Annotated in this window: 10 protein-coding genes; all 10 read left to right on the forward strand. The window is 45.6% G+C overall.

What is annotated here, in order from left to right; genetic code table 11:
• Positions 1–63 precede the first annotated feature (63 nt).
• The 10 genes from ACR9Y8_RS19860 to ACR9Y8_RS19905 all read left to right on the forward strand — a co-directional run bounded on the left by ACR9Y8_RS19860 (position 64) and on the right by ACR9Y8_RS19905 (position 25,209).
• Positions 64–261 carry a hypothetical protein gene (locus tag ACR9Y8_RS19860; protein ID WP_481214992.1) on the forward strand — a complete coding sequence of 66 codons (198 nt, stop codon included), beginning with the start codon at positions 64–66 and terminating at the stop codon, positions 259–261.
• A gap of 35 nt (positions 262–296) precedes the next feature.
• Entirely contained in the window at positions 297–809 is a 513-nt protein-coding gene (locus ACR9Y8_RS19865) for a UpxY family transcription antiterminator (RefSeq protein WP_481214993.1), read from the forward strand.
• A gap of 203 nt (positions 810–1,012) precedes the next feature.
• A complete protein-coding gene (locus ACR9Y8_RS19870; protein ID WP_481214994.1) occupies positions 1,013–2,413 on the forward strand; it encodes a condensation domain-containing protein in 1,401 nt (466 codons plus the stop codon).
• A gap of 19 nt (positions 2,414–2,432) precedes the next feature.
• A complete protein-coding gene (locus tag ACR9Y8_RS19875; protein ID WP_481214995.1) occupies positions 2,433–5,030 on the forward strand; it encodes a condensation domain-containing protein in 2,598 nt (865 codons plus the stop codon).
• 13 nt (positions 5,031–5,043) lie between these two features.
• On the forward strand, positions 5,044–5,742 hold the full coding sequence (locus tag ACR9Y8_RS19880; RefSeq protein WP_481214996.1) for a glycosyltransferase family 32 protein: 699 nt from the start codon (positions 5,044–5,046) through the stop codon (positions 5,740–5,742).
• Positions 5,743–5,747: 5 nt separating this feature from the next.
• Positions 5,748–6,506: a glycosyltransferase family 2 protein gene (locus ACR9Y8_RS19885; protein ID WP_481216237.1), complete on the forward strand. Its 759-nt coding sequence runs from the start codon at positions 5,748–5,750 to the stop codon at positions 6,504–6,506.
• Between the two features lie 28 nt (positions 6,507–6,534).
• Positions 6,535–7,227 carry a glycosyltransferase family 32 protein gene (locus tag ACR9Y8_RS19890; RefSeq protein WP_481214997.1) on the forward strand — a complete coding sequence of 231 codons (693 nt, stop codon included), beginning with the start codon at positions 6,535–6,537 and terminating at the stop codon, positions 7,225–7,227.
• Positions 7,228–7,249: 22 nt separating this feature from the next.
• On the forward strand, positions 7,250–9,115 hold the full coding sequence (gene asnB, locus ACR9Y8_RS19895) for an asparagine synthase (glutamine-hydrolyzing) (RefSeq protein WP_481214998.1): 1,866 nt from the start codon (positions 7,250–7,252) through the stop codon (positions 9,113–9,115).
• Positions 9,116–9,148: 33 nt separating this feature from the next.
• The gene (locus ACR9Y8_RS19900; protein WP_481214999.1) at positions 9,149–15,811 is read left to right on the forward strand and encodes an amino acid adenylation domain-containing protein; all 6,663 of its coding nucleotides are present in this window, start codon (positions 9,149–9,151) and stop codon (positions 15,809–15,811) included.
• A gap of 2 nt (positions 15,812–15,813) precedes the next feature.
• Positions 15,814–25,209 carry an amino acid adenylation domain-containing protein gene (locus ACR9Y8_RS19905; RefSeq protein ID WP_481215000.1) on the forward strand — a complete coding sequence of 3,132 codons (9,396 nt, stop codon included), beginning with the start codon at positions 15,814–15,816 and terminating at the stop codon, positions 25,207–25,209.

Here is a 25,209-nt window from a genome sequence, read left to right on the forward strand (position 1 = left end):
ATTATTTGAAAGGGGGTGATTTGAGGGTGTAAATTGCTTACATAAATCAAAACACTTAATACTATGAACACTTCCACCACCCAGTTTTTTATCCAGGCCAAACCCCTTTTCCGTTACAAAAGAACTACCGGCCAGGTTTCACAAGGAAAGAAAAATGATACTACCGTTACTACCATCACCCTGACAGGCATGATGATGGCAAAGCCGGTTTCCACTACCGGAAGCGCGAAGTCTGCGCATACCTGCTATAATATAGCATAAAATCAATATGTGATAACGCTTAAATGAGCTTTACAATGGAACAACATCTCAGGGACTTAAAATGGTACGTGCTGTATACCAGGCCAAAATTTGAGAAAAAGATTTGCATGGAAATGGACTACCTTCATTTTGAGAACTACCTGCCAGTCAGATCGGTGACCCGCCGTTGGAGTGACCGGATCAAGAAGATCGAGGAACCATTGTTTTCCAGCTACATTTTCGTTAAGACAGACCACCGCAAGGGGGTACACCTCTTACAGATCCCGGGCGTAGTGAAGTTTGTCACTACCGAAGGCAAGCCTGCCGTCATTTCATCCAGCGAAATCGACCGAATCAGGCTTATTGAAACGCAGGGAAGCGGCATTCAGAGCGAGCAATATTATTCGGAAGGAGATCTGGTAATGATAAAACAAGGCGCTTTTGCAGGAATGAAAGGCGTGCTGATTCGGCGAATTAATAAACAGGGACGGTTTCTCATCAGACTTCCCCTTCTCAAACAGGCAGTGTCCATTGAGGTGTCGGTTGACGATCTCATGGAAGTAGCCTAGGAAACCAGCATCGATACGCTTATATCGATACGGCCAATAATGCCATTTGTCAGCATTATTTATTACATCTATTTCAATTATTACATCTATTTCAATAATAAAGCAACCTGTGGGTTGAATGAGCGAAGCTCTGCCTTGAAAAAGCAACCTGTGAGTTGAATCAGCGAAGCTCTGCCTTCTATTGAAATATAAGTACCAACATTATGATTGAACCGTTAAACATACTAGTTGCAGGAAAACCAGCCACCGGAAAGTACAACAGTATACCTGCCACCGAGCCGGCCGAATCATATGAGCTGTCTCACGCTCAGCAACGCATCTGGCTCGCGGAACGGATGGCGCCGGAAAAGCTGAGGTATAACCTGTCTTTCTGCTCTACCATTGAAGGTGAGCTGGATGTGGCCAGCCTGGAACGCGCAGTTGACACTGTCATCATGCGCCATGAAAGCCTCAGAACCTCATTCATTTCCAGGAAAGGAATGCCCAGGCAGCTGGTTGGCCCTGTAGCGCTGTTTAGTTTGACAATCAATCATATAGACATCAGCAACTATGAAAATAAGGAGGAACTCACCGCTGAGATCATTGACGAAGAAAAGGACTTCCCCTTCGAACTGGAGGGAGGTCCCTTACTGAGAAATACGCTGATCCAGCTGGGGAAGGCCCGCTTCATTTTTATGCTATCAGTGCATCATATCATTTCCGATGAATGGTCGCTGAAGATCATACTCAGGGAAATCTTTACCCTCTATCATGCATATTCTCAGCAGCTTGAGAATCCTTTGGCCCCCTTAAGGATACAGTATAAGGATTTTATTTCCTGGAAAAATTCCCAGCTTCAGGGAAACCAGCTCAAGGCGCTGGAAAACTACTGGATGAACCGGCTCGATAAAGCGGCTCCCGTGGAGCTGCCTGCCGATTTTCCAGGGAATAGCCTTGTATTTCCGGGCCAGGAAAGTGTTGATTTTGATATCAGCGCCGACCTGACCACTTTACTACAGCAGGTGGCCCGCCAGCATGATACCAGCCTGCTGGCAGCCCTGGTTGCAGGCGTCAGTATACTGTTTAACCGCTATACCGGACAACGCGATATCATTATCGGCACGCCGGTAACCATGCGGAATCACCCCGAGCTGGAAGACCAGGTGGGGCTGTATATCGATGTGTTGCCGATAAGGATCATCCTGGATCCGGACAAGGACTGCTTTAAAGATGTGCTGCAGAAGGTAAAGCAAACGCTGAACGACGCCCTCGAATATGGCCTGTATCCCTATGACATGCTGATAGAAAAACTGTCGCTGTCAAATGAAAGGGCCAGGTCCGGTCTGGTGAACGTGCTTGTGCAATCACAACACGTGTCGCCTGTCTCTCTCCCGGAAATTCCAGGTCTGTCCATATCCAGCTACCTAAATACAAATATCATTGACAAAGTTAACCTGACTTTCTGCTTCAAGAAGGCAGCCGGCTGCCTCACGGCTGCCGTTGTATATAACGACGCCTTGTTCAAACGTACCAGCATCAACCTGGTCTGTGAGAACCTGGTGCATATAACGGGCAAATTACTCGCAAACGAACGTATGGTTATTGGGGATATGAGCATTGTCTAATTTCTATATTTTAAGCAAAATGAATGCAAAGATCAGAGAACGAGATGTCAAGATGAGATGGGTTGGCGCGGCGCCAGGTGATACAAAGAGAGTGGCATTATTGATTCCACAATACAACGAGGGAAAAAATTTCGACCTGGAAGGAAGGTTACACTACTTCCGGAAATTAGCATCGGAATATAAGCATATACTGGATGTTATCTTAATCGACGACGGCTCTACAGATGGTAGTCAGACACGCATAGCCGAATTTTGTGCCGAGCACCCCGGCTGTTTTTATTTTGCGTCTGTTCGCCCTAATTCGCAGAAAGTGGGCGCACTCTATATAGTGTCCGCCGTCATAAAACATCCGTATGTGCTCCTGTCCGATTTTGATACGGACCTCGCGCATCTTCATCACCTGGAAGATGCCCTTAACCGTTGCGATGAAGAGCCCGGGATTATGGGCTGTTATTTCAGGATGATCCCGCTGGAAGGGCAGGGAAGGCCCTCCTTATTCCAGCAGCTGGAATACTTCTTCGCCCGTATCTATTATAACCTTCATAAAAAGGACCAAAGTGTTCCGGTAATGCCTGGCGCGGGATCCTGTTATAAAAGGGAGCTCCTGCTACAGATCTATGCCAATCACAGCGGCAACCGGAATGGAGAAGACCGCGAGGCTACTGTAATCGGCTTAAAGCTGGGCTTTAAGACCATATATGCAGATGCTGTCCTGGCGCTTACCCGGCCGCCGAGAACTTTTAAAGCGCTCCTGGTACAACGGAAAAGGTGGTACCTGGGATACATTGAAACGGTCTTCAAGGAAAGGCTATACTACTACACATCCGTTCTGAAAGGCAAAAGCATCGGCTTGCGTACTTTGCAGGATGCTTTAGGCGTAGGCCTGATGTTATTGTTGCCGATAGAGCTGCTGCTGCTTTTTGCAATGAGCTGGAAACTGGCAGCAGGCATCATTGCCGGCACCTATTTGTTGAGCGTATTGTACTATAGTATACTTTTTGCATCAAGCCCGAAAGAAAGACCAGAGCTCCGGCAAAGGCACCGGGTAATGCTTCCGCTTTATCCGCTATTCTGGTTAGCGATTTCTTTCTTTGCCTGGTGGAAGGCATTGCTGTCTTTCAGAAAAGAAAGGATACAGGCAGTACCTGCTGGAAGCGAAGGTGAAACAATTACCGAAGAAGAGGTATTGATACATTATGACCCCGCCACCTGCATTATCGGAGAGCCCTTTGTTGGACAGATAGGGTATATCAATTTATTAGCCAGGCCGGCTGCTGAAAGATCTTTCAACGAAACGCCATTTGCTGATATCCACATACAAATGGATGCTGTTGATAAGGATGCGCTGGAGAATACCATTGCCTTTTTTATCAACAGGCATGAAAGTCTTCGGACCATTTTCCCGGTCATTGATGGTGAAGTAAAATCAGTAACGCTCCCGTATGAGAAAAGCCTTTTTGCGATAAATTATATTGAAGTAGCTACAACAGAAGAATACAGCCGGGCAAAAAGAGAAACGTACAGCCATGCTGCCAGGAGTGCTGATGATATCGGCAGGGGCCCCTTAACAAAAATATTTTTGTTTAAGATGCGTAATGGCGGCTGTTATTTTCATTTGCTGGTGCACCATCTTTTTATGGACAGATGGTCCATGAAACTCATTAAGGAGGAACTGGAGGTTATTTACAGTGCTTTCTTTGCAGGAGAACATCCTCCGTTAGCGCCTTTAGCCATTCAGTTAAGGCATTTTTGTGAGCGGGAGAACAACTGGCAGCGTACCAATGCGCTTAAACTGGGCGCCTACTGGAAGAATAAGCTGGACCCCTTTTGCACATTGCTGAATGTAAAGCCTTATTATGATGCATATCGCTGGCGAAAGAAGACCTTCGATATTGCAGAGCCGTCTGCGCACTATAATGATGTGCCCACCCTGATGAAGATACTGGATCGGCATGACGGCGCCGCCTGTTCTTTCTTATTCAGCTTAAAGCAACTAAAAGCGATCAAGAAACTGGCGCAGCGGAACGGAAGCAACGTGTCCGCCGTTATATTTGCCGCCTTTTACTTACTTAACTACATCTATACCGGCCGGAAGACCACTATGTTATCTGTACCTGTTGTTAACAGGTCTGTGCCCGGATACCGGAATATTATAGGCTGGTTGTTGGGCGCCATCTATCTCCCATACACCATAACAGAAAATGCAATGGTAGATGATATCATCACCCAGACATTTGCCGAGATCGGGGATGGGATCAGCCATATGATTTATAACCAGCAAATGCTGGACCTGCATAAAGACCTGTTAACCACCAGCTCGGATTTTTGCGTCAATTATATGTTTTCCAATGATCCGGCAAAGGTTGACGCTGACGAGCCGGAAAAAATACACATGGCGGATAAGAATATCTGGTATGGCATCAATTGCCAGTTGATAGAATCTCCCAATGGCTTGCTGGTTAAATGGAAATACAATGTCGACCTGTTTTCACGCGAGCTGATTGATGACCTTGTTCAATGTTATGAAGAGATATTGTTATACCTCACGGAAAATGATAATTGCAGTGTTAAGGACTTATTGCATTATCTGAATATTGCCCAACAACAAGCAGTGTAAAATCCACCTTTATATGAACATACCCCGCATTTTTCATCAGACCTGGAAGAATGAGCATATACCGGATGATTTTAGTCAGTTAGCCCAAACATGGAAAGACAGGCATGCCGACTGGAAGTATATTTTGTGGACAGATGACATGAACAGGAATTTCATAGCAGTACATTTTCCTTATTTCCTGCCGGTATATGACAGTTATACCACTAATATCCAACGGGTAGACGCGGTTCGTTACTTCATACTGTACAAATATGGAGGCTTTTTTGTTGACCTGGATTTTGAATGCCTTGCCAATATCGAGCCTATTGTAGACGACGCCACATGCGTTTTTGGTTGCGAGCCCCGGGAACATTGCGAAATTCATAACAAGCAGCTGATCATTAGTAATGCATTTATGGGTGCTGTTCCAGGCTCCCGTTTTTTTGAAGCGCTTTGTTCGGAATTGAATTGTAACAGGACGATCACAGATCATCCTAATGATAAGGTGCTGGAAACAACAGGGCCTTTTATGCTATCCAGGTTGTACAACAGTTATGAAAGAAAAGAAGATATTAAATTACTGGACCCCTGTTTTATGTACCCTCTTACCAAAGACGAACTTGCTGAACTGAATGAGGGTGTACAGCCTGCAAGCATCACAAAAAAGATCTCCAAGGCCTACGGTATTCATCACTACGCTGGTACCTGGTGGAAAAAAACAACAACTGTATGACAAATATGTTTCCTGTAATTTCCTGTATATGTGTAACCAGGGCGAAACCTGCAATGCTTAAGAGGGCCATCGGCTGCTTTTCTGCACAGGTGTATCCGGCCAAGGAACTGATTATTGTATACGAGGAGGATGACTATGCGACTATTGCATATCTGCAGTCCTGCCATTTTATTTCGCAGGAGCGTATACGGACTGTCTGTGCAGGGGTAAACCCTAAAATGCCCCTGGGCGAGTTAAGGAACCTGGGCATTAGTGCTGCAGCAGGAGAATATATCTGCCAGTGGGATGATGATGACTGGTACCACGCCAACAGGTTATATGAGCAGTTTCGCGTAGTTCAGGAAAGCGGGTGTGAAGGAAGCATATTGGCAAATTGGCTGGTATTTGATGCTGTTACCAATAAAGCATTTATATCAAACAGGCGTTTATGGGAAGGAAGCATTCTTTGCAGAAAAAGTACCTTATTGCTCAAACCCTATGAGGGAGTGCATATTGGTGAAGATACTCCTACTATAGATTATCTTGCTGAATTAAACCTGTTGCAGCCGATAGAGCATTTACCATGTTTGTATATCTATATATATCATGGTGGTAATACCTGGCATCATGCACACTGGAATTATATTTTCGAATGCAGCACCCCTTTGCGGGAAAAGGATAGTGTAATGATCGCTGCTATCCTGGATGGCCAGTACTCCCCTACCAGCGCCTCTTTTATACTCGATGAAATAATGATACGGTATCATTATGAAATGGTTCCGTGAAATTAAATACATAAACCGCTGATTGTTTATGGTACAAATTCCTAAACTCATTCACCTCATTTGCCTGGGTGATTTCCAGCTTGTAAAATACGAACGGTTCCTGAAAAGAATAAAAGCGCTGCATCCCTCCTGGAAGATCAATATATGGGATGATGCAAATGCGCTCAAAATTGTACAGCAATATTTTCCCGACTGGGTAGAAGCGTATACCGATTATCAGCTGCCTGTTCAGCGCGCGGATATTTTCCGGGCAATGATTGTTTACCTGCAGGGTGGGTTTTACCTGGATCTTGATATGTATTGTTTCAAGCAGCTGGATGATCTGTGCGAAAAGGAAATAGTGCTGGGCGTTGAAAAGATTTTGTCTGCCGAAGCATGCGCCAGTCTGCAGCATCAGTACCCGGTAAGGATAGCCAGTTACATGTTCGGCAGCAGGCCGTATCATGGTTTATGGCTTGATTTCCTGGCTGCTGCAAAATTAATGTCAGGGACAGATATTGCCCTGGAGAATGATATCCTGGAAACAACAGGGCCTGGCCTGCTGACAAATATATTTCACGCGACAAAGCATAAGTATGACAACATATTGCTATTGACAAACGACGATAAGGCTTGTCTTAAATTATGCGGCCCTGCATCCTGCCATTACGGAGATTATGCAGCACATTATCACGGAGGCTCCTGGAGATGGGAGTCTATAAAGGAAGAAACAGCTTTTTAACTTTCACTTAATAACAACATTTATGTGTGGTATCTGTGGATTTGCAAAATTCAGAGGATCACTGTCTGATCAGGACGCAGCAGTAATAAAGAAAATGAATCGGAAGCTTTTTCACCGGGGCCCTGATGCCCAGGATGAACTGCTTTTTGACAATATCGCACTGGGATTTAGCAGGCTCAGTATCATCGGCCTGGAGAATGGGATGCAGCCTATCACCAATGAGGACGGTAATGTGGTGTTGATCTGTAATGGGGAAATCTTTAACTACCTGGAGCTGAGAGAAGGCCTTATCAAAAGGGGCCATCACTTCAAAACAAAATCGGATGTAGAAGTAATCGTTCATTTGTACGAGGAGCATGGCCTGGATTTTTTAAACATGCTTAATGGACAGTTTGCTTTTGCCTTGTATGATAAGCTGGAAAAAAGACTGGTATGTGTGAGAGACCACATGGGCATTATTCCTCTTTTCTATACCCTTATTGACGGGACTTTTATTTTTGGTTCAGAAATAAAGGCCATCCTTGAACATCCCCAGGTGGTAAAAGAGGTAGACCTGGTGGGCCTTGACCAGGTATTCACATTTGCCGGGCTTATAAGCCCCCGTACGCTTTTTAAGAATATCAACAGCCTGGAGAATGGCCACTTCATTATAGTAAATGCTGCAGGGGAGATCAGCAAAGTAAAATACTGGGATCTGGATTTTCCAGAGGAAACAGCTGCAGGTATGGGCGATTATAATGAGGAATATTATATCGACAGGCTGGAGGAATTACTGGATAACTCTATCAGGCTGCGCCTGCGCGCTGACGTTCCATCCGGCTTTTACCTGAGTGGCGGCCTGGACTCTTCTTTGATCGCCATGAAAATCCATCAACTGTCGCCAGGGGTGAAGAAAGAGGCTTTTTCAATAGATTTTATTGACTCCGCCTTATCGGAGTCGGTATACCAGCGGATGGTGGCGAAAAGGTGCGGTGCAAAGTTAAACCAGGATGTGTTCTTTTATAGTGATATCAGCGAACGCTTGCGTAAGTCGGTATATCATAGTGAATGCCCTATCAAGGAAACCTACAATACAGCATCGCTCTCGCTTTCAGAAAGTGTAAGGAGAAGAGGAATTAAGGTGATCTTGTCGGGTGAGGGAGCAGACGAACTGTTTGCAGGGTATGTGGGATACCGGTTTGACAAGATGAAAGCCAGCAGTCAGACAAAGGACCCTGTCAGCAAGGAAGAGGAGTTGCTTAGACAAAGAATATGGGGCGATAAAGATTTCTTTTATGAAAGAAACTACCTGGACTTTGATCTGGTAAAAAAGGGGATATATTCCAGGGATGTAAACGATTGTTTTGATGACATTAATTGCCTGAATCATTTTGTAATCGATCAAAGTAAAATAAAGAACAGGGATTTCGTAAATAAGAGAGCCTATGTTGACTTCAAAATAAGGCTTGTAGATCACCTGATTTCTGATCATGGAGACAGGATGGCAATGGCGAATTCTGTTGAAGTAAGGTACCCCTTTTTAGATAAGGATTTTGTGGAATTCAGCGCTGCTGTGCCGTCTGAATTGAAGCTCAAGGATTATACAGAAAAGTATATTTTAAAGAAGATGGCCAAAAGGGTGGTGCCTGCAGAGATTGTTGAGCGTGAAAAATTTGGTTTTGTTGCCCCTGGTAGCCCCTACCTGTTGCAGAATAATATTGAGTATATAAATGATATCCTCTCATCAGCCAAAATAAAGCGGGAAGGTTTTTTTGATGCGGATAGCATTGAACGATTAAAAAACACCTACAGCAGGGAAGGCTTTGCCATTAACGCACCATTTGAAAGCGACCTGTTGATAACCGTTATCAGCTTCGGGATCTTTATTGATGAATTTTTTAACAACTAGTCCTCCCCTATTCTGAAAGCAAAATATTGAATCATGAATTTTCAATCTGAGTTGATCAAGCGATTAAAAAAGTACGGAGATAGAACGGCTATTGAAAATGGCGATGAGCAGATATCCTTTAACCAGCTGCGGAGCTTCTCCGGTAAAGTGACGCAATTCCTCTTAGGGATGAACCTTGAGAAGGAAACTGTGGTGGGCATCCAGCTAACGAACAAATCGGATATCATCGGAACAATGATAGGCGTTATGAACGCCCGTTGCGTTTTTGTGCTGATCGACGGAAACTTACCGGAAAAGCGGATCAGGATGATGCTGGAAGACCTTAACCTGGAGCACCTGATCACTTCATCCCAGGCTGATGCCGGCATAAATGCCGGATATAATGGCCATTTGAATAAATATTACCTGGAGCATATTTCCGGGCAGCCTGCCCAGGAATGGCCGGAAACAGATGCCTGTCCTGACTACAATGGCGAAGATAGCCTGTATATATATTATACTTCAGGATCTACCGGGGTGCCTAAAGGTATTGTGGGGAGGAACAGCAGCCTCCTTCAGTTTATTAACTGGGAACTGAGCGCTTTTGAACTTAGCGAGGGGTACCGGTATAGTCAGTTTGTAAGCCCGTATTTTGACGCATTTCTGCGTGATATTTTTGTGCCGCTTTTTTCAGGTGGAACGATCTGTTTAACCCCGGGTAATGATGACTTTTTTACCCCGGATCAGCTCATTGACTGGATAGATAGCAAAGGTATCAATGTGATTCATTGTGTGCCAAGTGTATTAAGGATATTTAACGTGGATACGCTTACGCCAACGCACTTTGGCCAGCTAAAATATATTTTCCTGTCTGGTGAAAAAATATTCCCGGCTGAATTGGCGAATTGGTACCGGCTGTTTGATGCAAGAATACAGTTAGTTAATTTATATGGCCCTACAGAAACAACGATGGTCAGGTTTTTCTATAAGATCCTGCCGTCAGATGTTAACAGGGACAAAATACCAGTGGGTGAGCCGATAGATGGAACTGATTTCCTGATCACCAACAACGGTATTAAGGCCAATCCAAAGCTTATTCCGGGAGAGCTGTACATTATTTCCCCCTATACCACCAAAGGATATCTGAATGCACCGGAACTGACTGCAAAGAAATTTTTAAAGATAAACCCTCAGCAGGAAGGGGAAAGCAGCATGGTTTCTTTCCGTACGGGCGACAAGGCAAGGTTGCTGGCCGATGGGAAAATCGATTTGCTGGGCCGTGACGACAGGCAGGTAAAACTGAGAGGGGTTAGGATTGAACTGGATGAAGTGGAAAGGATCATCTTTAATTCGTCTCTCGTTAAGAACGCGGTTGTCATTAAACACGGTATTGATCCATCCGATGAAAGGCTGGTAGCTTTTGTGGTGAGGAATGAACATGCGGATGCTCAGCTTCAGCTGAAAGATGCGCTTTTTGATCATATAGCAGCGCATCTGCCCGGTAGCCATACCCCTTCAGATATTGTGGAACTGGAACAGTTTCCGCTGCTGAGCAACGGAAAAGTGGATTATACGAAACTTATAAAATCCCTGGAAAGGGGGCAGCCGTTACTGCTGCCGGCGAACGAAATTGAAGCAGCCATCCTGGGAGTATGGAAAGAGATACTTGGCAACCGGGAGATCTCAACGGAGGACAATTTTCAGGCCATAGGCGGGAACTCCCTGGGAATGATGAAACTGATCGGCAGGTTTTATAAACTCTTCAATGTAAAGGTTTCATTGAGCGATCTTTTTAAGAACCTGACAATTAAGAGCCAGGCCATCCTTGTCAAAAATGAAAAGAAGGATGATTCCTACATTATTTCAAAAGCGGCCTCCAGGGAGTATTACAATACTTCAGCAGCACAGCAAAGATTGTTTTATAGTTACGAACTGGACCGGGACAGTATAGCCTATAACCAGCCGGTGGCCTGGAAGGTGGATAAAGGAATGGATAAGCAACGGCTGCAATCCCTGCTAAACCAGCTTGCAGAACGACACGAAAGTTTAAGGACCCGATTCAAAGTGGAGGATGATGAGATTGTGCAGGTGGTAGAAGATTCCGTTGTTATCAATATTGAAGAATTGCAAGGAACAGCGGCCGCGGTAGCTTCTAAAATAGCAGCTTTTAGCCGGCCATTTGACCTGGAAACGGCGCCCCTGGTGCGATGCGCACTTTTGACCATAGTGGACGGAAAGGAGGATATCCTGTTATTTGACACACATCATATCGTTTGCGACGGCATCTCACAGATGAATCTGTATGAGGATTTTGTGCGGCTGAGCAGCGGCGAAACGCTGCAGCCGCTGGAGATCCAGTATAAGGACTATGCTGAATGGGAGTATCATTTCCGCGACACATCAGTATACCTGTCTCACCGGCATTTCTGGCTGAAAGCTTTTGAAGGCCGCTTGCCGGAACTGCAGCTACCAGTGATGGCTGCAGCAACAGGCCTGGAGATGGAAGAAGGCGGACAAATAGGATGCAGGATCGAAAAAAGCATGCTCACGCCAATTCTGCAGGCAAGCGGCGATCCTGGCATCACCACATTTTCCTCCCTCTTTAGTCTTTATTTTCTTTTTCTGGCCCAGCTGAGCGGGCAGGATGAAATCGTAATCGGCGTGCCGACGTCCGGACGCGTCCAGGAGGAAGTAGACCGTATAGTAGGCATGTTCGTCAAGACGCTGCCTGTCCGCTACAAGATTGACCCCGAAAACAGTTTTGTTCAGGAGGTTTCAAAAATAAATGCGCATCTGATAGCGGCCAACAGTATGCAGATGTATGATCTGGCGGATATTTTAAGCCAGTTAAATAGTAAGCGTACAACGCCTATATCGGATCTGTTTCGCACGATGTTCGTCTTTCATAATTTTTCAACCCCGGCCGCCTTTTCCGATTTCGTAGGTTTTTCAGGATTCGACATTGAAAAGGGGGCTGCTAAATACCCTATCACGCTATTTGTAAACGAGGAAGCATCGTCTTTTGATTTCCAGTTCGTTTATTCAAAATCGTTCTTTTCTCCTGCAGACATGCGTCTGCTGATAAATCAATTCACTTCGTTGGTTGCCCGGGTAGCTGCCAACCTTGAAATGAAATTTGTGAATTACCCGGACATGCCGTTTCAATCCGTGGAGAAAATATCAAAGGCAGATTGCCTTGTGAAGAGCGCCGGTGGTGAGCAATCTGATCCGGGTATGGAGGAAGGTACAGCACAGCGGCTCACTAAAATCGAGATGACGCTTGCCCAGATCTGGTGCGCCGTGCTGAAAATACCGCCTGGAACCTTAGATACCAGCAAAAGCTTTTTTGAGCTCGGCGGCCATTCATTAAAAGCGGCCATATTGGTTAACCGGATAAGAAAAGAGTTTGGAAGTGCCATTTCTTTAAAGGATGTGTTTAAATACAGATCGCTTTCCGCAATGGCGGATCATATCAGGCACTCCGGCACTGCCGCAGCATTGGAAATAGTCCCCGCAAAAAATAAAAAGAACTATGCCCTTTCTTCCTCCCAAAAACGGCTTTATTTTCTTTACGAGCTGGACCCGGCATCAGTGGCCTATAATATGCCGCAGTTTGTGAAAATAGAGGGGCATTTAGATAAAGAACGGATCTACCACACATTTAAAAAGCTGGTAGAGCGGCATGAAAGCCTCAGAACGGTGTTCAGGTTGGAGGGTAGTGTGCCCGTGCAGGAAGTAAACGAGCGACCGGATTTTGAAATAGACTGGCAATCGGCTTCTCACCCGGAGCCTTTGCTGCACTCCTTTATAAGGCCATTTGATCTTAATAAAGGGCCTGTTTTCAGGGTAATGATAGTCAGCTTAAACAATGATGAACATGTTCTCGGTGTAGATATGCACCATATCATTACAGACGGGCTGTCTAACAAACTGCTGATTGCGGAGTTCATGAAGTTGTATACGGGAGAGACCTTGTCCAGGCTCCCTTTGAGATATGTTGATTATGCAGAGTGGCAACAGGGCCGTCAGCAGCATGACGCCGTATTACAGCAAAAGGCGTTTTGGCTGCAGGAATTTGCTGAGCCTGTAAACCAGCTGGTCCTGCCATTGGATAAGGCAAGGCCTATGCAGAGAGCATATCGGGGAGAAACCATCGCTTTCAGGATAGCCGCAGCAGAAGCAGCTATGCTGCGTAAGCTCGCAGCCGGAGAAGAAGCTACCCTGTATATGGTGCTGTTCTCAATTTTTTCGATTTTGCTGGGCAGGTTGGGCAGTACAGAAGATGTAGTAATTGGAACACCTGTTGCGGGCCGGCCGCATGCCGACCTGGAAGGTCTGATCGGGATGTTCGCCAGTACACTGCCTATCCGCTCATTCCCGGAAGGTAACATGAGTTATGCCGGCTTTTTGAAAGAAGTAAAAGGTAAAATATTAAAATGCTTTGAATGCCAGGATTACCAATATGAAGAGCTGATAAAAGATCTGAAAATAAGCCGTGATACCAGCCGGAATCCTCTTTTTGATGTGCTCTTTGTTTATGAGAATTATGAAGGCGGAGAATTCCAGATCCCGGGGATGAAGATGGGCTCATATACTACTACAAAGGACGTCGCCAAATTTGACCTCACTTTGTCGGCCATGAATAAAGAGGAGGGGATCTATCTGAACATGAACTACAGCGATGCGCTGTTTAGTGCTGATTCTATAGAGCAATTTATAACCTATTTCAAAAGGATCGTTACCGCAATTACTGCTAACCCGGCGGTGTTGCTATGCGATATCGACATATTGGATGAGGAAGAAAAGACGGCGCTATTGTGCACTTTCAATGATACCGCCGCCCCTTATTTTCATGAGGGAACTATTATAGACCTGTTTGAAAGCCAGGTGAGAAAGACGCCGGGGAATGATGCCGTCAAATCTGGATCGCAAACACTCAGTTACGAAGCGTTTGACCAACTGGCAGGCAAGTTCGCAGCCTATTTACAGAAAACAGCAGGAGCGGAACCCGGGCGCCTGATCGGTATCCTGCTTGAAAGAGAGACCAACCTGATGGCGGCGGTATTCGGAATACTTAAAGCCGGTGCTGCCTACGTTCCGATCGACCCGAAATTTCCTGCAGAAAGGATCAATGCCATTATCCGGGACTCAGGTATCTCTGCTCTTATTACCCGCGGCTGTTACCTTAAGGAAGGGATAAATATGGAAAGGGAAATCATCGACCTGGATCAGTGTGCCGATGACATCTACACAACCGTGCCTTCGGCACCCCTGTTAAAGGCTGGTCCTCATGATCTTGCTTATGTAATTTATACTTCCGGCTCCACGGGAAAGCCGAAGGGGGTGATGATAGAACATCATTCACTGGTAAACAGGCTGCAATGGATGCAGAAAAAATATCCTTTAGCGGAATCAGATGTGATTCTGCAAAAGACGCCGGTGGTGTTTGATGTTTCCGTATGGGAATTGTTCTGGTGGTCTTTGACCGGGGCTTCGGTGTGCCTGTTGAAGCCGGGCGCAGAAAAGGAACCGGATGCGATCATCGATGCCATTTACGAAAACAAGATAAGCGATATGCATTTTGTTCCGTCCATGCTGCAGGCTTTTCTCGCTTATCTGAGCCAGGATTTTAACTTTTATAAACTGCGTAGCCTGAAAAAGGTTTTTTCAAGTGGAGAGGCCTTGAAGCCGGAGCAGGTGAAGTGGTTTGGCGCCACGCTGAATAAAAGCTGCAATACCAGATTGGTCAATCTATATGGGCCGACAGAAGCAACAGTAGATGTGAGCTTTCATGAAATAGATTTTGCCGATGAAAATACAAGCATCCCAATTGGTAAACCAATAGATAATATTAAGCTGTACATCCTGGACAAATACAATCACCTGGTCAATAAAGGCTCCCTGGGGCAGCTATTTATCGGGGGCGCAGGTTTAGCCAGGGGTTATCTGGGAAACGAAGGCCTTACACAGGAAAAATTCATTGAAAATCCATACAGGCCCGGTGAGCTGATCTATGCTACAGGCGATGTGGCCAAATGGCGCCAAGACGGATCAATTGAATATTTAGGAAGAATAGACCACCAGGTAAAGATCAGGGGTTTCAGAGTGGATTGTGGAGAGATTGAAAGCAATTTGAATGCTTACCCTTCGGTAAAGGAGTCAGTTGTCCTCATGATTGAAAAAGACAATGACAAATACCTGGTAGCTTATTTTGTAGCTGCAGCGCCTATCTCATCAAACGACTTGCGCGGTCACCTGTCACATCTGCTTCCATCGTACATGGTGCCTGCCTATTATATGCAAATGGAAGCATTTCCGCTGACTACCAGCGGCAAATTGGATAGAAAATCGCTTCCGCCTCCTTTAATGCTCTCGAATAAGGTCGGCCATATCGGGGCCAGCAATAAAACAGAAGAGAAGCTCGCTGAGATCTGGTCTGATTTATTAGGGATAGATAAGCGATCAATAGGTATAGAAGACAATTTTTTTGAGATAGGCGGTCATTCCATCAATATCATTGCGCTCAGCAAGACCATCTCGGAGCATTTTAAATGTAATATCTCCGTTGCTACGATGTTTAGCCTGCCTACCGTCAGGGCGATCGGAGCTTACCTGACCGAAGGCGGAAAGGACCTTAAAGCCATGTCCGAAGAAATGGACCTGGTGATGGATGAAGCAGCATTAAACCTCAACATAATATCCTCAATAATTGATTAACTATGAAAGAATATAGCGGTTTAGAAGTCGCCATTATAGGAATGTCAGGAAGGTTTCCAGGCGCTAGCAACTTAGATGCCTTTTGGAGAAACCTTAAAGATGGGGTGGAGTCTGTCAGTTTTTTTACAGATAAGGAATTAGAGGAGGCCGGAGAAGACAAAACCTTGTTGATGCATCCGGATTATGTAAAAGCAAACAGTTACCTGGAAGGTAAAGAATACTTTGACGCGGGTTTTTTCAATTACCGGCCCAATGAGGCAAAAATTATGGACCCCCAGATCAGAATATTTCATGAATGCGTTTGGGAAGCCATTGAAGATGCAGGCCTTGATCTAAAGGAGAAAAAGAATAAGGTAGGGGTTTTTGCCGGAGCAGCCACTAATGTTAACTGGCAGGTCTTTGCTGAATTGTTGAACCAGGATGGGGCTGTAGATGATTATACCGCCTCTCAGGTGAGCAATGCCAGGTTCCTGGCGACGAAACTATCCTACGCCTTTAACCTGAAAGGGCCTGCTGTATTTGTTGATACGGCCTGTTCAAGTTCACTGGCTGCAGTACAGCAAGCTTGCCGGAGCCTCTTGATGGGGGATTGCAATATTGCTATTGCCGGTGGCATCAGGATTACTAATAAAGGTAAAAAGGGCTATGTATATACGGAGGGAATGATCCATTCCAAAGATGGCCATTGCAGAGCCTTCGATGCAGCAGCAAGCGGAACTATTTCGGGGGAGGGCGCCGGGGTAGTTATTCTGAAAACATTGAAAAATGCGCTAAAGGATGGCGATCATATATGGGCTGTCATAAAAGGAGCTGCTATTAACAATGATGGCAGTGGGAAAATGGGATTCACTGCGCCGTCCGTGGATGGCCAGGCGGAGGTGATCATGATGGCACATAAATGGGCCAAAGCGGAGCCGGAAAGTATTGGGATGATTGAGGCGCATGGTACAGGTACCATCCTGGGCGATCCTATAGAAATTGAGGGACTTTCAAAGGCATTTAATACTTCCCGCCGGCAATTTTGTGCGGTTGGTTCAGTGAAAACAAATATCGGGCACTTAGATGTGGCGGCGGGTATCGCTGGTCTTATTAAGGCGGTGCTTTCCATCAAGCACAGGCAGATACCGCCCAGTCTCCATTATAAAGCCCCAAACCCCAAGATCGACTTTAGCGCTGGGCCGTTCTATGTGAATAACAGCCTCAGATCATGGGAAAATGACCAGCAGCCACTAAGAGCCGGAGTAAGCTCTTTTGGTATTGGCGGAACAAATGTTCACCTGGTGCTGGAAGAAGCGCCTGCTCCTTTGGTGTCTTCGGAAGCTGGGAAGAAATTACTGGTTTTCTCGGCAAAAACATCTCACGCACTCAACAACAATGTTTTAAAATTCAAAGATTATTTAAGAGATAACCCGAACCTGAACCTGGCTGATGCGGCTTTCACGATGCAAACGGGCAGAGAACATTTCGGTTTCCGGAAAATGGTTGTTTGTGACGGAGTGGAAGATGCGGTAGGGAAAATGGACGAAGCGTTTATCAATGCGGAAGTTCCCGAAACGATGACCGGGAAGAATATCGTTTTTATGTTTACGGGGCAGGGCGCTCAATATGCCGGAATGTATAAGGGCCTGTATAGCAGGGAGCCTCAATATGCCGCCATATTAGATAAATGCCTGGCGCTGGCTGAAAAAATATCAGGATCATCCTGGATACCGGTATTGTTTGGAGGTGCTGAATCTGAGCATCTGATCAACCAGACACGCTATGCTCAGCCGGCGCTATTCATGACGGAATATGCATTGGCCTGTATGCTGATGGAATGGGGTATTCAACCGGAGATGCTGATTGGACATAGCATTGGTGAATATGTGGCAGCATGTATCAGTGGCGTATTTTCCCTGGAAGACGCACTGGAGCTGGTCATTAACCGTGGACTGTTAATGCAGCAGGCCGAAAAGGGATCTATGCTAAGCGTTTCTGCATCTGTGAGCGGCCTGCAGCCATTGCTTGAAGATTTTCCGGCTGTTTCAATTGCTGCCATCAACAGCAGCGAGCTGTTGGTATTGTCCGGCCCTTCCGGCGACATGGAGAAACTCCAGTTAAAGATGGAGGAAGAAGGCTTTCAGTGTAAGAAGCTGATCACTTCCCATGCATTTCACTCAGCTATGATGAATGGTATCCTGGATGAGTTTGAAAGCGTAGCAGCGAGGCTTACATATAATAAACAAACTATTCCGGTTATTTCAAATCTGAGCGGGCAGCCGGCGCTCGACGAGGAGTTGTCAGACCCTAAATATTGGGCGAAACATCTCAGGCAAGCAGTAAGATTCTCAGAAGGTGTTGAGCATGTTCTCGCCATGGACCGCGCGATCTTTATTGAAATCGGGCCTGGCCAAACGCTGTCTACCTTTGTAAGATCAAACCGCAACAGAACGAAAGCGCACCAGGTAGTGAGTATGGTAAGGAAACAGGCCGAGGCCACAGATGATGTAAAACATCTGCTCAATGCGCTAGGCAGCTTGTGGCTATGCGGGGTACAGCCAGGCTGGGAGAATTTACATAAAGGGGGAAAAAGAAATAAATTATCACTTCCTGCCTATGCTTTTGAAAAAGTACCCTACCCCGTAAATGTGGATGCCTATAAGATGATTGCGAAACTGATGGGTAACGGACAACCGGTGCTGATGGAGAACGAGGCGGAAGCGGCAGGCCGGGAAGACGGCCGCTCCGCGGTAGTATCCCGGCACCAGCAAGATCCTGGAGTGACAAAGTTAGTGAGCCTTTGGAATGATTTTTTTGGTAAAAACAGTATTACAGCGACTGATGACTTTTTTGAAGTAGGTGGAGATTCGCTGAAAGCCCTGACGATGACTAACCAGCTTCATAAAATTTATGGAGTAAATATATCTGTCAAAGCTTTTTTTGAACATTCAACACCGGCAAAACTCTGGCAGCTCATTGGCGAACACCGGAACAGTAGTGAGCCGGAGCAACACGGCAATACGTATGCTGATATACCAAGATCAACCAAGCCCAATTATTATAAGTTAAGCGCTGCGCAACGCCGTTTGTATTTCCTCTATGAATTTGACAAAAATTCCCTGGCTTATAACATGCTCCAGGCCGTTACCCTGAAAGGGAAGCTGGACAAGGAGAAGCTCGGGTCGGTATTCTCAGCCCTGCTGGCCCGTCATGACAGCTTAAGGACAACTTTTGTGATGATGGATGAGGAGCCCGTTCAATATGTTTCGCCGAAAACGGATTTCAGGATCTGCTATTATGATCCGGGCCACCAGGATGTAGAAGAGATCGTTCTTGGATTTGTAAAGCCTTTTGATTTAAGTAAGGATGTATTGCTCCGGGTGGGGGTGATCAACATTTCGGATGAGGAGCATATTCTCATGGCAGATATGCATCACATCGTTTCTGATGGCGTTTCACAGGGAGTTTTGATCAGAGACTTTATGTCGCTCTACAACGGTAATGCCCCCGAGCCATTGCAGCTGCAGTATGCTGATTTCTCCGAATGGCAGCAAAGTGATGCACAGAAGAATGTCATCGCGCAGCAAAAGGACTTCTGGCTGAAGGAGTTTTCGGATAAGCCGGAAGCGCTTGAACTTCCTGCAGACTTTGTAAGGCCTGCCGTAAAAAGCTATGAAGGGGACGTGTTGAGCTTCAGTATCGGTGAAATGGAATGCCAGCAGCTGAAAAAGATAGCCGAGGCAGAAAAGAGCACGATGTTTATGGTGCTACTGACCATGTATAATATCCTGTTGTATAAATTGACAGGAAAAGAAGACCTGGTGGTTGGCACGCCTTCTTCCGGCAGAATGCACGCAGGGTTGGATAAACTGATCGGCATGTTCGTAAATATGGTACCTGTAAGGAGCAGGGTTAACGGGAATAAATCATACAGACAGCTACTTGCCGATATAAAGGATAAAACATTGGCCTGTTTTGATCATCAGGGATTTACTTACGATTCGCTGGTAGATGAATTGAAACTTGACAGGAACACGAGCCATGATATGTTGTTCGAGACGGTATTTTCCTTCGAGAATTTCGGTGACGCAGCGCTCGAAATACCGGGTATGGAGCTGATACCCTATTCCTTCAAAAGAAAGGTTTCAAAATTTGATGTCAGTTTAACTGCCGTAGAGACGAAAGCGGGAATAGCACTTCAGTTTGAATACGCAACTACTCTTTTTAAGAAAGAGACTATTCAAACATTTGCCCGGATATTTCAACGGATTGTTTCGATGGTTGCAGCAACACCCGATATTTCAATTGGCAGCATTGAAATGGTGGATGCCGCCGAAAAGAGTAAGTTGATTAATCAGCTGGATTTCACATCAGCAACCTATCCTGGCGATAAAACGATCATTGATTATTTTGAAGAACAGGTGGCCTGTCAGCCAGACGCGATAGCAGTTGATTGTTATGGGGAAGTTATTTCGTACAGGGAGTTAAATGAGAAAGCGAATGGTTTAGCGCATTGTTTGTTAGTGAGAGGGGCCAAACCGGAAACAATCATCGCCCTGCTGCTGGACCGGTCCATTGATATGGTGGTGGCAATGCTGGGGGTATTAAAATCCGGTGCCGCTTATCTGCCACTTGATAAGGAAGCAGCTGCTGAAAGAAACAGGTTTTTGATGGCCGATAGTGCTGCGGGTTTATTGATCACCAGTTCTGATCTGGCCGGTATGCTCGAAACAGATACGGAAAAGGTATTATTGATCGACAAACTGTCCAAAGAGTTATTGCCCACAACCAATCCCCTTGTGGCACGCGAACAGCATCAACTATGTTATGTTATTTATACATCAGGTACAACAGGACGTCCTAAAGGCGTGATGATCTCTCACGGGAACCTGATTAGCCTGCTTTTCAACGATCAGTTCCAGTTTGACTTTGACAGCTCAGACGTTTGGACAATGTTCCATAGATATTGTTTTGACTTTAGTGTGTGGGAACTGTTTGGCGCCTTGTCAAGAGGCGGGAAAGTAATCATCGTTTCAAAGCAGGATACCATTGATCCTTATGCCTTTTTACAATTGATAAAAGAGAAGGAAGTTACGGTGCTCTGCCAAACGCCCACTGCCTTTTATAACCTGGCCCAGGCTAATTTCGAAGGAGAGGGTCTTGATCTGAGCGTGCGATATATCATATTTGGTGGGGAGCAGCTGAATGTATCCAAGCTGAAAAACTGGATGAGGCGGTATCCTGAGACCAGGATCATTAACATGTACGGTATTACTGAAACAACTGTGCACAATACTTACAAACAAATTACTCCTTCAGATGTAGAGGTAGGCATCAGCAATATTGGGACGCCTTTGCCCACCCTGATAGGGTATGTTCTTGATAAAGACCTTAACCTGGTACCGGCAGGCCTGCCCGGGGAACTCTATGTAGGAGGCGCCGGGGTGGCAAGGGGATATATTAATAATGTACCGCTCACCAGTCAGCGATTTATTGCCGATCCATACCATAAAGCTAAGCGGCTCTACAAATCCGGAGATGGCGTGAAATTAGGGGAGGAAGGAGAGCTGGAGTATAAGGGTAGGTTGGATAACCAGGTACAGCTGAATGGGTTCAGGATCGAATTGGGAGAGATTGAAAGCGCGTTGATCAAATACAGGTTTATTAAGGAAGTGAAAGTCCTGTACAAGGAGAATGACGGCAATCCCTTTTTAATAGCCTATTATATTTCTGATAAGGAAATTGCTACCAGCCATCTGCGGGCTGTACTGGCGGAGAAATTGCCCGCGTATATGATACCTTCCTATTTTGTCAGGATAGACAAAATGCCCCTGACCCTGAATGGTAAAATTAATGTGGCCGAACTGCCGGAGCCGGAAGTGATTATATCAAGGGATTATGCGCAGCCCACTACGATTACTGAATTACGCTTAACGGAGGTGTGGATGCGGGTTTTAGGTTTGCCTAAGATCGGTGTTACAGACAATTATTTTTCATTGGGCGGTGATTCAATAAAAGCTATCCGCCTGATCAACCAGATCAGCAATTATCTGAATGTGAAAATCGGGATTGTAGATCTATACAATCACCAAACCATAGCAGCACTGTCTGCCCATATCGAATCAGTAAAATCCGGCTCGTACGATTCATACGAGGCGGAAGTGGAGGCAGATATAGCGTCATTTGGTCAGAAATACCTGGAAAAGCACTTTGATGAGCGGATAGAGGCAGTTTACCCGATGAGCAATATTGAAAAGGGGATGTGTTTTGTGCAGATGAAGCATCCGGAGGATCATTTGTATTATGAACAACTGGCCTGGCCGGTTTTTTATGAGCAGTTTGATATGGCGGTTGTCAGGAAAGCCATGGCATTGCTTGCAAAAAGGCATGCTTCGTTCAGGACCCTTTTGGACGTAAAAGAGTTTGCACATATTATCTACAAAGAGATGGATATGGACATTCCTTATACAGACGTCAGCCTGATCGACAGAAAGGGCCAGGAGGATTTCATCCGCAATGAGCTGAAGCTTTCCCGTAAGAAGAAGTTCCAACTGGATAGGGAACCGTTATGGAAAATGGCCGTTTACAAAATAGCAGAGAATGTTCATTTTATGACGTTTGACATTCACCATGCTATTAGCGATGGCTGGAGCATATCTACCTTCCTGAATGAATTGAATAATACCTATGCTGAATTGAAGCTTGATGGTAATTACCTGCCGGCTCCTTTGAAAACCGGTTATAAAGAGTTTATAACCCGTGAAATGGCTTATGACCGGGATCCGAATAACATCAAGTTCTGGCAGGATGAGCTGGAAGGCTTTAAGAAAATCACATTTGGCCATAACGGGAATAAAAACGAGTATAAGCTCCTGAGAAGGATTTTTGACGATGACCAGTATCAGGGCCTGCTTAGCATGTGCGAGCAAAACAATATGAGCATGAAGACGATGCTGTTTGCCGCCTGTATGTATGCCATAAAGATCATGAATTATGAGAATGATATAACAGTAGGGCTTGTTACTTTCAACAGGGATATTGGTGAAGACGGGGAGAATGTATTTGGCAACTTTTTGAACACTATACCGGTACGGATGATCTTTGACCAGGTGCCAACCGGTGCGGCGCTCATGGCGGCAGCCGACCGCAAGCTGCGGCAGATCAAGCCCTATGACAGCACCTCCCTGTTCAATATTAACAGGGCCCTGAAGGAGTACGAATATGGTGATAACCCTATTACAGATATTCTATTTAATTACACAGATTTTCACTCGTCTTATGAGCTCAGCCTGCAAAAGGAAATGAGGGAGGAGAGCGCGCTGGACATCAGCAATTTCGTAAGAGGGAATACCCGTTTTGATATTAATATCAAGAAGGGTGCTGAAGGATGTGATGTTAGTTACACGTTTGTTTCGTCCTTTATTGATACAGACCAGGTGGAACGCTTCCATAGTATATATATGCGGGTCCTGGACCTTATGATGGAAGACATGTCTATGGAACTGAAGGCAGCCCAGCTGATAAGCGAGGATGAACGCGTTAAATTATTTGAGGCTTTCAATGATACGGCCGCTGCCTTCCCTGCAGACAAAACCATCCTGGATCTGATCAGGGAGCAAACCTTGTTGCATGGAGATCATGCGGCGGTTGCTGCCGATGGTAAGGAAATGTCGTATGCTGAACTGGATGCAATGTCGAGCGCGCTGGCAGGCCGCATCAAGGAAACAGGTCTGAGCCGCAATTCAATTATTGGTATTTCAGCAGAGCGCTCTTTCGAAATGATGATCGGTATACTGGGAATTATGAAAGCAGGACATGCTTATATGCCGATTGATACCGGGAACCCGCTGGAAAGAAATACCTACATGCTTGAAAATGCGGATGTACAACTTGTTCTCCTGGATGATGATGGCCGGACAAATTTTCCGGCCTGGATTTCAAAGATCAATCTGAAGGACGAGGACCTGTACCATAGTGATGACAGCATGGTCCAGGTAGCTTTACCAAGCCCGGAAGATGTGGCATATATCATTTACACTTCAGGATCAACCGGCAGGCCCAAAGGGGTTTTAATCAGCCACCGTGCATTGGTGAATCGGCTTAACTGGATGCAGAAGGCCTATCCGATCAGCGCTGAGGACGTACTACTACAAAAAACACCCTATACCTTCGACGTTTCCGTATGGGAACTTTTCTGGGGGCTGACGCAGGGAGCTAAACTGGTAATGCTGGAACCCCAGGGAGAAAAGAACCCCTGGAAGATTGCGGATACGATCGTGCATAGTAAGGTATCGGTCGTCCACTTCGTACCCTCCATGTTGAATGTTTTTCTTAAATACATTAACAGGGAAGATTTCAGCCTGACAAGAATGAAAACCCTGAGGTATGTATTCGCCAGCGGAGAAGCTTTGCCGGTACAGGTTGTCAACCGGTTCAACCACTTGCTGTACCAGGACATGGAAATCAAGCTGATTAACCTGTACGGTCCTACGGAAGCAACGGTGGATGTTAGTTACTTCAATTGCTATTCAGACTTGCCGATGACTAAGGTGCCCATTGGAAAGCCGATCGACAACATTAAACTTTATATACTGGATAAAAACCTTGAAGTGCTGCCAGTGGGCATAGCAGGCGAACTTTATATTTCAGGTGTGGGACTGGCGGAAGGCTATGTAAATAATGAAGCATTGACTACGGAGCGGTTTATTGTACATCCGATAGCAGGGAACGAGCGAATTTATAAAACAGGTGACCTCGCAAGGTGGATGGATGATGGTAATATCGAATATTTGGGAAGGGTTGACGACCAGGTAAAGATAAGAGGGTTCCGTATAGAGCTGGGTGAGGTGGAAAAGCAACTTGGTTTACATCCTTTGATCCAAAGCGCTGCCGTCATTGTAAAAGAGAAAGACGGCGATAAGCTATTGATCGCTTACTATGTGGCTAAAGATGAAATAGCCGATCTGAAAGACTTTTTGTCAGCCAACTTACCGGAGTATATGATACCCACCTATTTTGTGCGATTGGGCTACATCCCTGTTACCGCCAATGGTAAACTAGACAGAAAGGCGCTGCCGGATTATGAATTCAGAAAAGAGGAATTTGAAAAACCCGGGACAGCGACAGAAATAAAGCTTGGAGAGATCTGGTCGCAGGTGTTGAATTTGAACCCCGAGAATATTGGCGTCCTGGATAACTTCTTTGAATTAGGTGGACATTCTTTAAAGGCATTAGAGCTCATCAACATCATCTACGAAACGATGCAAATTGAGCTGCCATTGAAGGAGGTGTTCAAGCGGGTAAGCATTAAGCTAATGGCTGAATACATAGACAGCCAGCTATCGCTTAACGAGTATTCCCTTCCAGAAGATGCGGATTCAGCCGAGATCAATCAAAATTCAATGCAGGTAATCATATAA

Source organism: Chitinophaga sp. SVR4-12A (assembly GCF_056754765.1).

What these genes read in the sequence shown, in the direction of transcription:
- ACR9Y8_RS19860 (WP_481214992.1), top strand. Translation starts at nt 64, where the DNA reads ATGAACACTTCCACCACCCAGTTTTTTATCCAGGCCAAACCCCTTTTC.
- ACR9Y8_RS19865 (WP_481214993.1), top strand. Translation starts at nt 297, where the DNA reads ATGGAACAACATCTCAGGGACTTAAAATGGTACGTGCTGTATACCAGG.
- ACR9Y8_RS19870 (WP_481214994.1), top strand. Translation starts at nt 1,013, where the DNA reads ATGATTGAACCGTTAAACATACTAGTTGCAGGAAAACCAGCCACCGGA.
- ACR9Y8_RS19875 (WP_481214995.1), top strand. Translation starts at nt 2,433, where the DNA reads ATGAATGCAAAGATCAGAGAACGAGATGTCAAGATGAGATGGGTTGGC.
- ACR9Y8_RS19880 (WP_481214996.1), top strand. Translation starts at nt 5,044, where the DNA reads ATGAACATACCCCGCATTTTTCATCAGACCTGGAAGAATGAGCATATA.
- ACR9Y8_RS19885 (WP_481216237.1), top strand. Translation starts at nt 5,748, where the DNA reads ATGTTTCCTGTAATTTCCTGTATATGTGTAACCAGGGCGAAACCTGCA.
- ACR9Y8_RS19890 (WP_481214997.1), top strand. Translation starts at nt 6,535, where the DNA reads ATGGTACAAATTCCTAAACTCATTCACCTCATTTGCCTGGGTGATTTC.
- asnB (WP_481214998.1), top strand. Translation starts at nt 7,250, where the DNA reads ATGTGTGGTATCTGTGGATTTGCAAAATTCAGAGGATCACTGTCTGAT.
- ACR9Y8_RS19900 (WP_481214999.1), top strand. Translation starts at nt 9,149, where the DNA reads ATGAATTTTCAATCTGAGTTGATCAAGCGATTAAAAAAGTACGGAGAT.
- ACR9Y8_RS19905 (WP_481215000.1), top strand. Translation starts at nt 15,814, where the DNA reads ATGAAAGAATATAGCGGTTTAGAAGTCGCCATTATAGGAATGTCAGGA.